The following is a 10643-nucleotide window of genomic DNA, read 5'->3' on the forward strand; positions in this document are numbered from 1 at the left end:
AGGGTCAGCCTGCGCTGTGAGTGCGGAAAAATTCGTTGATGGCGGCAATCGTGCGGGCGCGGGTTTCGGGCCGTTCCATCAGGATTTCATGCTGGGCATCGGGCACCATCTCCAGCCGCCCGCCGGGCCAGCGCGACATGCGGTCGTGGATCGGCGGGGGGGCGACGATTTGCTCGCTTTCGCCGAGGAAGGGCAGGCAGGGGGGCTGGGGGGAGGGCAGGGCCGGGGGGGCGGCGCATTCACTCATCGCGCTGGCCAGCCATTGCAGGGTCGGCCCCCCCAGCACCAGATCCGGTTGCGCCGCCATCTGCATTTGCAGAAAGGCGTAGGTTTCCGGGTCATTGGTGAGCGTATTGCCCTCAAACGGGGCGACCTGGACATATTGCTCGATGGTCGTGGTCGGCACCTGTTTTTCGCTCAGGCCCAGATGCGGGCCGACCTGAGAGAGGATCCGGGCCACCGGGCGCAGCGCCAGCGGAATGCGGATGCCCCACATCGGCGCAGTGAAGGCGGCGGCGGCAACGGGCGCGCCGTTCATCAATGCACGAAGCCCGATCGCTCCGCCCATGGAGTGGGCAATCATGAACCAGGGTTTGGGCAGATCCAGCGCCTCAGCGTGCTCCAGCACTGCGGCCACATCTAGCTGGAATTCGGCAAAATCGCCGACATGGCCGAGCCGCCGCTCTGCGAGCGCACGATCCGCCAGCCCCTGGCCGCGCCAATCCACCGCAAGAACCGAGAAGCCCTCGGCCACCAGGTCACAGGCGGTGGGGCCGTATTTCTCGATATACTCGGTGCGCCCGGGAAACAGCAGGATGCTGCCCCTGGCCTCGCCCGGGGCGGGCCAATGGCCCGCACGAATGCGCAGGCCATCTTTTGTCGTCAGCCAATGGGTCTCCCCCCCCGTGGGGCCGCGCGCGATCTCTGCAAAATAGGGCGCGGGGACAAAATCCGTCTGGGGCTGGGGCACGGGCTGAGCTGTCATGGTACTTACGCCAGAACCTGAGCCAGTTTCATCGCGACGCCCATGTCGCCGTCGATGGTCAGCTTGCCGCCCATAAAGGCCGCGGTCGGGTTCAGTTCGCCGCTCAGGATCTCCTGGAAGGTATCGGCATCGGCGGTCAGGGTGACGTCGGTTTCCTCGTCAGCGACGCGCGCGCCGTTGGCATCCAGCACGATGGCGCCAAGACCGGTGATGTCAAATTTCGCCGAGGCGTCAAAGCCGTCGTCCATCTTGTCGTTCAGCGCTGCCGCTGCCTGTTCCAGTGTGTCGCTCATCTTGGTCGTTCCTAACTGGGGTTTTGTACATCCTGCACAAAACTGTGAAGCTTTGGCCAGGGGGGCTGGATTTTACCCCCTGTGCCGTTACCCTTTCATATATGGGCAGTCTTAACACGAATCTCAAAGCTACCGTGGCGGCACTTTTGCGGCCTGTCAGCCTCGTTCTGGCATTTGGTGTCGCAAGTGGCGCATCTGCACAGGATGTGATGCAGGAGGTGCTGCAAGATCCGGCGGCGGTGAACCTCTCGCAGCTCGATGAGGCGGAGCTACTGACCCGGCTGGCGGATGCCGACCCGCATGACGCCGCCGCGCTGGAGCGCGAGCTGATGGCGCTGTGGTCGCATAGCGGCTCGCCCTCGATGGATCTGTTGCTGCGGCGCGGCCGGGACGCGATGGAGCGCGGCGACTGGCAGGCGGCGATCGAGCATCTGACCGCCCTGACTGATCACGCGCCGGATTTCGCCGAGGGCTGGTCCGAACGTGCCCGGGCGTTCTTCCATGCCGACCTCTTTGGCCCGGCGGTGGCGGATCTGGAGCGCGCGCTGGCGCTCAACCCCAATGACTATAATGCCATTTACGGGCTGGGTCAGGTGTTTGAATATTTCCGCGACCCGGAGCGCGCCTATGCCGCCTATGCGCGTGCAAAGGCTATACATCCCAATCACGAGGAAGTAACCAAGGCGCTGGATCGGCTGTCCGGTGAGGTGAACGGGCAGGCCCTCTAGGGCAGCGATTGCAATGAAATTGACCCCCACCTTGCGGCGGCCCTGCCCCGCGGGCAGGGCGTGTGGAGACTGATGCAATGACAGCTGCATCCCGGGTTGTGGCCGTGCTTGGCCCGACCAATACAGGCAAAACCCACTACGCAATCGAGCGCATGCTAGGCCATCGCACCGGGATCATGGGATTTCCGCTGCGGCTTCTGGCGCGCGAGGTCTATGACAAGATCGTCAGCCTGCGCGGCCCCTCGGTGGTGGCGCTGGTCACTGGCGAGGAACGCATCGTGCCGCCGCGCGCCAAATACTGGATCTGCACCGTGGAGGCGATGCCGGAGGGCATGGGCTGCGATTTTCTAGCCATCGACGAGATCCAGCTCTGCGCCGACCCGGAGCGCGGCCATGTCTTTACCGACCGGCTGCTGCGGTCGCGCGGGTTGCATGAGACGCTGTTTCTGGGCGCCGACACCATGCGCGGCCCGATTGCGGCGCTGGTGCCCGGGGTGGAATTTGTGCGTCGTCAACGGATGTCGGAGCTGGTCTATGCGGGGTCAAAAAAGATCTCGCGGATGCCGCCGCGCACTGCGATTGTCGGCTTCAGCGTCGATAACGTCTATGCCATTGCCGAGCTGATCCGCCGCCAGAAGGGCGGCGCGGCGGTGGTGATGGGGGCGCTCAGCCCGCGCACCCGCAACGCGCAGGTGGAGCTTTATCAGAATGGCGAGGTTGATTACCTGGTCGCCACCGATGCGATCGGCATGGGGCTGAACCTCGATATCGACCATGTGGCCTTTTCCTCCACTGCGAAATTCGATGGCCGCCGAATGCGGCCACTGGCGCCCAACGAGCTGGCGCAGATCGCGGGCCGGGCCGGGCGCGGCATGAGCCATGGCAGCTTTGGCGTCACCGGCGATGCGCGCCCGCTGGAGGACGGCGTCGCCGAGGCGATCATGGAACATCGCTTCACGCCGCTGAAAAAGCTGAACTGGCGCTCCTCGGATCTGCGCTTTGGCTCGGCGGATGCGCTGATCCGCTCGCTCGAATCAAGTCCCGACCACGAGGTGCTGATCAAGGCGCGCGAGGCGGACGACCTGATGGCGCTGCGCAGTTTGTCGCAGGATCCCGCCATTCGCGAGCGCATCAATGACGTCGCCTCGGTGCGGCTGTTGTGGGACGTCTGCCGCATTCCCGACTTTCGCGGCATCAGCCATGCGGAGCATTCCTCTTTGCTTGCTGGCATATTCGGCTATCTTCATGGGGGCGGTGTGGTGCCGGATGACTGGTTTGCGCGACAGATTCGCCGCATTGACCGGACCGAGGGCGACATCGACACATTGTCGAAACGCTTGGCGTTTATCCGCACATGGACCTATGTCGCGCAACGAAACCACTGGTTGCGTGATGAAAGCCATTGGCGGGAGCAAACCCGCACTGTAGAAGACAGGTTGTCTGACGCCTTACATGCGCGTCTGACGCAACGATTTGTGGACCGGCGCACCTCTGTGTTGTTGCGGCGGCTCAAACAGAAGGAGGCCCTTTTGGCCGAAGTAAATGACCAGGGTGAAGTGACCGTCGAAGGTGAATTCGTCGGGAAACTCGAAGGCTTCCGGTTCTCGCCGGACAAGACTGCGCAAGGGGCTGAGGCCAAGGCGCTGAAGTCGGCGTCCGTGCAGGCATTGGCACCGCAGTATCATCTGCGTGCGGATCGCTTCTATAACGCGCCGGATACGGAGATCGACTATACCGATCAGGGCGGTCTGATGTGGGGCGAGCATGCGGTTGGCAAATTGGTTGCTGGCGCTGATGCGCTCAATCCGCGAATCGAGGTTTTTGTGGACGAGGCCGCCGGGCCGGATGTGACGCAAAAGGTCGAGCGCCGGCTGCAACATTTCATCAGCCGCAAGATCTCGGCGCTGTTTGAACCGCTGCACAACCTGCAAAAAGACGAGGCGCTGACCGGTCTGGCGCGGGGCTTTGCCTTCCGCATGGTCGAATCATTGGGCGTTTTGCCGCGTGCCGGTGTCGCGCAAGAGGTGAAGGAGCTGGATCAGGATGCCCGTGGCGCGCTGCGCAAACACGGTATTCGCTTTGGTCAGTTCACCATCTTCATGCCGCTGCTGCTGAAACCGGCGCCGACGCGCCTGCGTTTGCTGCTATGGTCGCTGGCCAATGGGTTGCAGGAATTCCCCGAAGCACCGCCTCCGGGGTTGGTCACCGTGCCCGCCATGCCGGAAGCACCCGAGGGCTATGACACCATGGCAGGCTATCGCGCCGCCGGTCAGCGGATGATCCGCATCGACATGCTGGAGCGCCTGGCCGACATGCTGCGCGCCGAGGACAGCCGTGGCGGTTTTGAAGCCAAGCCGGATATGCTGTCGATCACCGGCATGACGCTGGAGCAATTTGCCGATCTGATGCAGGGGCTGGGCTATCGCACCGAAAAGGGCGAGCGCGTAAAGGTCAAGGCGGTGGATGTCGTCGTGAGCGAAACCCCTGCGAGCGAGGCTGAGACCGCCCCGGTTGATGCGGCAATCGCCACGGATACCCCTGCGGAGGCAGCTTCGGACACGCCTGCGGATGTGCCAGAGGGCGCAGAGCAGATCGTCGATCAGGGCGAAACGCCAATCGCCGAAGCCGCTGCGGAGACCGCAGAGGTCGCCGTCGAGGCGCCCGTGGCCGAGACCACCGAGGGCGAGACCCCGGTCGGCGAAGCGGCGGATGCTGCGATGGCCGAGCAAGAGATGGAAGTGTTCTACACCTTCACCTGGTCGCGCCCGGCGCGTCCGGGCGGCAACCCGCGCGGACAGCGCCGCGGCGGTGGCGATGCGGCCGGTCACAAGGCCGGAGGCCGAGGCAAGCCCCGCAGCGGTGGCAAGCCGCAGGGCAAACCCGGTGGCAAGAAAGGCGGTCGCCCGGATCGTGGTGGCGACAGCGGCGCCAAGACCTACTCCGCCCGCCCGCCGAAGAAGGACAAGCCCATCGACCCGGACAACCCCTTTGCAGCCGCGCTGATGGGGCTGAAAAACAACGACTGACGCAAGAATGGTGGATCACGCGGGCAAAATCCGCATCGACAAATGGCTCTGGCATGCGCGGTTCTTCAAGACCCGCTCGCTGGCGTCCAAACAGGTCGGGGCGGGGCATGTCCGCGTGAATGGCACCAAGGCGTCCAAACCATCTCAGAACGTCTCTGTCGGGGACGTTCTGACCTTTGCCCAGGGGCATCAGGTGCGCGTGGTGCGCATCCTTGCGCTGTCCGAACGACGCGGCCCGGCGCCCGAGGCGCAGACGCTGTACTTTGATATGACGGAGAAGCAGGACAAACCGCCTGCCAATCCGAAATACGAGGGAAAAGGTCGCCCGGACAAGAAAGAGCGCAGAGCACTTGGTCTTACTCGGGTCTGGGACGAACATTGACGTCTTGAAGCGCGCCCGCTTGTGGATTAGCAAGGCGCCCAGACACTGAAACGGGATCCAAGCCAATGACCTACGTCGTCACGGACAATTGTATCGCTTGCAAATACACTGACTGCGTCGAGGTATGCCCGGTAGACTGTTTCTACGAGGGTGAGAACACGCTGGTGATCCACCCCGATGAATGCATCGACTGTGGCGTATGTGAACCGGAGTGCCCGGCGGATGCGATCCGTCCCGACACCGAGCCGGACATGGACAAATGGGTAGAGTTCAACCGCAAATACGCGGAGCTCTGGCCGGTGATCGTCTCCAAGAAGGAGCCGATGCCAGATCATGAAAAACATGACGGCGAAGAGGGCAAGCTGGAGAAGTATTTCTCCGAAGCGCCCGGCGAAGGCGGCTGATATCGCCCGAAAACAGGGGCGATCACGAAGAATTAGCGTCTCTCCCCTGGCCAGATATCACAATCACGCGCCCTTCGGCTTTCGGACGGCGCGGTTTTGTGTTATATTCGAAAGATGTACTGAAAGCCAAAGGATACCGTCTGCCGTGCTGACTCGCGTGATTCGCGGGTCTCTTGGTGGGCTTGCTGCGTGAATGTGACCCCTGGTGAGGCCTGATAGGCGGGCCGCGCGGGAATAGTGTTCGCTCAGCATACATGGCGTGGTTGCCGTGTCATCGCGAGGAAAGACCTGTATGACCAAATCGAAGAAGCTCGAATTCCGTCCCAACGAATATGTTGTTTACCCGGCCCATGGGGTTGGCCAGATCATATCGATCGAGGAGCAGGAAGTGGCCGGCTATACGCTGGAGCTATTCGTGATTACCTTTGAAAAAGACAAGATGACTCTGCGGGTGCCCACCCATAAGGCGATCGACATCGGCATGCGCTCGCTGTCCTCGCCGGATGTGATCGCCCAGGCGATGAAGACGCTCAAGGGCAAGGCCAAGGTCAAACGCGCCATGTGGTCGCGCCGGGCGCAGGAATACGAACAGAAGATCAACTCTGGCGATCTGATCGCCATCGCCGAAGTGGTGCGCGACCTGCACCGCACCGACGACCAGCGCGAGCAGAGCTATTCCGAACGTCAGCTCTATGAAGCGGCGCTGGAACGTCTGACCCGCGAGGTGGCCGCTGTTTCCGGTGGCGACGAGGTGCTGGCCGCGAAACAAGTGGATGAGGTGCTGACCTCCCGCGCCGCTGCCTGAGCCTCTGTCAGGATCGAGTTTGGGCCGTCCCATTGGGGCGGCCTTTTTGTTTTGCGCGGTTGGGACGAGGGGCGCTGCCCCTCGTGCTCCCCGGGATATTTGGGAAAAGATGAAAGGGGATCAGATCAATGCCAACAGCGCGAGCGCCAGGGTGATTTCGGTGATTTGTTGCGTGGCACCAAGCACATCGCCGGTTTGTCCGCCGATTTTGGACTTGGCCAACAGGCGCAGGCCGGACACAACAAGGGCCGCGAGGATCGCTGCGCGCAGGATGATGGGACCAGCGAGCCAGAGGCTCAGGGCCAGGGCGATGGCGAGGCCGAGGCAGGTGGCGAAGGCAGTTGGGCGGCCGACCTGCTGCGAAAGGCCGCTGCCGCGTGCGTTGGGCAGGCTGGCCATCATCACCGGCATGGCGGCGCGGCTGAGCATTGCGAGCGCGATTGGCGCCCAGAGTGCGCCCAGGCTCAGCAGCTGGGTCATGGCCAGCCAGCGCAGACCGATGGTGAGGACCAGCGCCAGCACCCCATAGGTGCCGATCTGGCTGTCCTTCATGATCGCGAGCCGCCGCTCCCGATCAAAGCCGCCCCAGAAGCCATCGGCGCAATCGGCCAGACCGTCCTCATGCATGGCGCCGGTGAGCAGCACCTGTATCAGGAGCAGCAGACCGGCGGCGATCATCGGCGGCCAGAAATTGAGGGCGACGTTGGCGAGGAGCGTGGCAAGGCCACCGACCAGGAGCCCCACCAGCGGAAAGGCCCAGACCGCGCGGGCCTGGCGGGCAAAGGCGGCTTTGGGCAGGGCCGGGAGGGGCAGGCGGGTCAATAAAACCAGCGCAAGCAGCACATCCGTTGCGGCAATGTCGTTTTTTCTCATGTCGGTGCCTCTGGCGGGGCTTCTCGGCGCAGGGCGCGGGGGCTAAACAGGCTTGAACACCGCTTTACCCCTGCGGTGAGGTCCGACGCAACGAGGCTTTTTATGCTGCCAGACATCCCGACGCTTTCTTCCTTTTGTGACGCGCTTGCGCAGGCTCCGGCGGCCGATGCGCAGGCCCTTGCGGCCTGTGCGGCGCGCAACGGGCAATTGACCAAACCGCCGGGGGCGCTGGGGCAATTGGAAGCGGCAGCGATCTGGTATGGCGGCTGGCGCGGCACGGATCGCCCCGAGATTGCAGCGCCGCAGGTGATTGTTTTTGCTGGCAATCACGGTGTGACCGCGCGCGGCGTGTCGGCCTTTCCGGCGGAGGTCACCGTGCAGATGGTGGCGAATTTCCAGGCAGGCGGCGCCGCGATCAACCAGCTTGCTAAGCTGGCTGGTGCGCGGATGGATGTGCACGCGCTGGAGCTGGATCGGCCCACGGCGGATTTTACCGCTGCCCCGGCGATGAGCGAGGCGGAGCTGCTGGCTGCGCTGCAAACCGGCTGGTCCGCGGTGGATCCCAAGGCGGATCTGCTGGTGGTGGGCGAGATGGGGATCGGCAATACCACCTCTGCTGCCGCGATCTGCCATGCGCTTTATGGCGGGGAGGCGGGTGATTGGACCGGCCGTGGTACCGGTGTGAGCGACGATGGCCTGAGCCTCAAGACGCAGGTGGTCGCCGAGGGCGTCGCGCTGCATGCGCCGGATGGTGGTCTCAACGCGCTGCGCTGCCTTGGCGGGCGCGAGGTTGCGGCCATGGCGGGGGCGATTGCGGCGGCCCGGGTGCTGCGTATTCCGGTGATCCTTGACGGGTTCATCTGCTGTGCGGCTGCCGCCTGTCTGGCGGATATCGCCCAAGGGGCGCTGGACCACACGATCGCCGGGCATCAAAGCGCCGAGGGCGCCCATGCGGCGCTGCTGGAAAAGCTGGGCAAGGCGCCGCTGCTGTCACTGGGGTTGCGCCTCGGCGAGGGATCTGGCGCGGCGCTGGCCATTCATTGGCCTGCCATAGCGGCATGGCGACCTTTGCGGAGGCCGGGGTTTCTGACGGCTGACGCGTTTGATACTGCGAGATTTGCCAATCCGCCTGGGTCACCTCAGGCGGATTTTTTTGCGTGTTCCTCGGCGAGGGAGAGCAGGGCGGTTTCCAGATCCTTTTCCAGCTCCTTGGCGCGTTTGATATAGGCCGGATTTTCGCTGGCGGGGGTGTCTGGTCGCCAATGGCTGGCGAGCTCGCGCAGCGTATGGCGGTCGTGGGCATAATAGGTCTGCTCTGCCTGGGCGGCCTCGTATTCGCTTAGCCCAATGTTTTCAAGAACGTAGCGCCCGGCCCGTAGGCTGCTGTCAAACATTTCGCGGACGATGTCATTGGCCCCGGCGTTATAGAGCTCGAACACATGGTGGCGGTCATAGGCGCGGGCAACCACATGCACATCTGGGTAATGACGCTTGGCATAGGCGACCAGCGCGGTGGCCTTGTCCTGGTCATCCAGCGCCACCACCAGCACCTTGGCCTTGGCAATGCCGGCGGCCTTCAGCAGTTCCGGTCGGGTGGGATCGCCCAGGAAGCTCTTGACCCCAAAGCGCCGCATCAGCTGCACCGCCTGCATGTCATTGTCCAGCAGCACGGTTGTGAAACCAGCCGCATTGACCAGCCGGTGCACGATCTGACCAAAACGCCCGATACCGGCGATAATCACCGTGCCGACCTCGTCGATTTCGTCCGGGGTGTGTTCGACATGGGCGTCCTTCATCCGTTTGGAGAGGAGCTCGTAGAGGATGAACAGAAGCGGTGTGATCATCATCGAAACGGCAATCACCAGCAGCATCTTTTCCGAGAGATCCTCGGGCAAGACATTGATCTGCGTGGAAAAAGCCAGGAGGACAAAGCCGAATTCCCCGGCCTGCGCAAGGCTGAGGGTAAAGAGCCAATGGTTGCGCCCCCGCAGCCCGAAGGCCTTGCCGACAAAATAGAGCACCATGCCCTTGGCCAGGATCACCAGCAGCGCCAGGCCAATCACGTCGCCGGGCTCGGCCAGGAACAGGCGGTAGTTTATGCCGGCACCGACGGTGATGAAAAACAGCCCCAATAGGAGCCCCTTGAAGGGCTCAAGGTCGCTTTCCAGCTCGTGGCGGAACTCGCTGTTGGCCAGAACCACACCGGCCAAAAAGGCGCCAAGCGCGGGCGAGAGGCCGACCAGCGTCATCAGGAAGGAGATCCCGACCACGATTAGCAGCGCCAGCGCGGTATACATTTCGCGCAGGTTGGAGGCATGGATGAAGCGGAACACCGGGCGGGTCAGATAGACCCCGGCCAGGATGACAAAGGCGATGGCGCCGAGGGTCATGAGTGTGACCGCCCAGCCGGGCAGCCCCTCTACCAGCGAGAGGGAGCCATGCCCGGCCTCGACCGCCTCGGCGCCACGCTGGATGGAGCCATCGGCCGCGAGGGTTGTGGGGGGCGTGCTCGCCAGCAGCGGCAGCAGCGCGAGGATCGGGATGACCGCGATGTCTTGTGTCAACAATACGGAAAAGGCCGCGCGCCCGCCGCCGGTGCCGGTCAGCCCCTTCTCGGACAGGGTTTGCAACACGATCGCCGTCGAGGACAAGGCCAGCGCCAGGCCCACGGCCAGACCAACCTGCCAGTCATGGCCCAGCGCCATGGCGGCACCTGCAAGCAAACCGGTTGAGGCGAAGATCTGCAAGCCGCCGAGGCCGATCAGATGGTGCCGCATCGCCCAGAGCGCCCGGGGGTCGAGCTCCAACCCGATCAGGAACAGCATCATCACCACGCCGAATTCTGCAAAATGCTGCAATTCCGCGGTCTCGGTTCCCACCAAGCCGAAGACGGGGCCGATCAGGATGCCCGCGGCCAGATACCCCAGAACGGAGCCGAGGCCCAAGCGGGCGACAATTGGCACGGCGATGACGGCGGCGGCGAGGTAGATCGAGGCTTGTGAAAGAAAACTGTCCATAATGGGATACTGCCAGCTTTTGATGACTTGGCAAAGACATAGGTCTTATTTGCGCGGTAATCCCCCCGTTTCTGCGGGGACTTGGTCGTAGAATTTACGCGGCCGTTCTCAGTTTCTGGGCGGGGGTCAT

9 protein-coding genes and 1 pseudogene are annotated in these 10643 nt (G+C 63.4%); 6 read left to right on the forward strand and 4 right to left on the reverse strand.

Going from position 1 to position 10643, the window contains the following annotated elements; translation table 11 throughout:
* Positions 1–4: 4 nt before the first annotated feature.
* Together HCZ87_RS17600 and HCZ87_RS17605 are read right to left on the reverse strand one after the other, a co-directional pair.
* Positions 5–985 (reverse strand): alpha/beta hydrolase, encoded by a 981-nt coding sequence (locus HCZ87_RS17600; RefSeq protein WP_167645887.1) that lies wholly within the window; start codon positions 983–985, stop codon positions 5–7.
* A 5-nt stretch (positions 986–990) separates the two neighbouring features.
* Positions 991–1278 carry an SCP2 sterol-binding domain-containing protein gene (locus HCZ87_RS17605; RefSeq protein ID WP_167645889.1) on the reverse strand — a complete coding sequence of 96 codons (288 nt, stop codon included), beginning with the start codon at positions 1276–1278 and terminating at the stop codon, positions 991–993.
* A gap of 209 nt (positions 1279–1487) precedes the next feature.
* Between HCZ87_RS17605 and HCZ87_RS17610 the strand changes: the two genes are divergently transcribed.
* The 5 genes from HCZ87_RS17610 to HCZ87_RS17630 all read left to right on the forward strand — a co-directional run bounded on the left by HCZ87_RS17610 (position 1488) and on the right by HCZ87_RS17630 (position 6623).
* On the forward strand, positions 1488–2006 hold the full coding sequence (locus HCZ87_RS17610; protein ID WP_254868690.1) for a tetratricopeptide repeat protein: 519 nt from the start codon (positions 1488–1490) through the stop codon (positions 2004–2006).
* 77 nt (positions 2007–2083) lie between these two features.
* Positions 2084–5032: a helicase-related protein gene (locus HCZ87_RS17615; RefSeq protein WP_167645893.1), complete on the forward strand. Its 2949-nt coding sequence runs from the start codon at positions 2084–2086 to the stop codon at positions 5030–5032.
* A 7-nt stretch (positions 5033–5039) separates the two neighbouring features.
* Positions 5040–5414, forward strand: a complete 375-nt coding sequence (locus HCZ87_RS17620) for an RNA-binding S4 domain-containing protein (protein WP_167645895.1) — start codon at positions 5040–5042, stop codon at positions 5412–5414.
* 65 nt (positions 5415–5479) lie between these two features.
* Positions 5480–5818: a ferredoxin FdxA gene (gene fdxA / locus HCZ87_RS17625; protein ID WP_167645896.1), complete on the forward strand. Its 339-nt coding sequence runs from the start codon at positions 5480–5482 to the stop codon at positions 5816–5818.
* Positions 5819–6110: 292 nt separating this feature from the next.
* A complete protein-coding gene (locus HCZ87_RS17630; protein ID WP_167645898.1) occupies positions 6111–6623 on the forward strand; it encodes a CarD family transcriptional regulator in 513 nt (170 codons plus the stop codon).
* Between the two features lie 120 nt (positions 6624–6743).
* On the opposite strand, the gene cobS is transcribed toward HCZ87_RS17630, so the two are convergent.
* Positions 6744–7496 carry an adenosylcobinamide-GDP ribazoletransferase gene (gene cobS / locus HCZ87_RS17635; RefSeq protein WP_167645900.1) on the reverse strand — a complete coding sequence of 251 codons (753 nt, stop codon included), beginning with the start codon at positions 7494–7496 and terminating at the stop codon, positions 6744–6746.
* 102 nt (positions 7497–7598) lie between these two features.
* Here cobS and cobT point away from each other — a divergent pair.
* A pseudogene (gene cobT, locus HCZ87_RS17640) lies at positions 7599–8593 on the forward strand (nicotinate-nucleotide--dimethylbenzimidazole phosphoribosyltransferase).
* A 42-nt stretch (positions 8594–8635) separates the two neighbouring features.
* On the opposite strand, the gene HCZ87_RS17645 reads toward cobT, so the two are convergent.
* On the reverse strand, positions 8636–10513 hold the full coding sequence (locus HCZ87_RS17645) for a monovalent cation:proton antiporter-2 (CPA2) family protein (RefSeq protein ID WP_167645902.1): 1878 nt from the start codon (positions 10511–10513) through the stop codon (positions 8636–8638).
* Positions 10514–10643 lie beyond the last annotated feature (130 nt).

This window comes from Phaeobacter sp. HF9A, assembly GCF_011806385.1.
Lineage (GTDB): Bacteria > Pseudomonadota > Alphaproteobacteria > Rhodobacterales > Rhodobacteraceae > Epibacterium.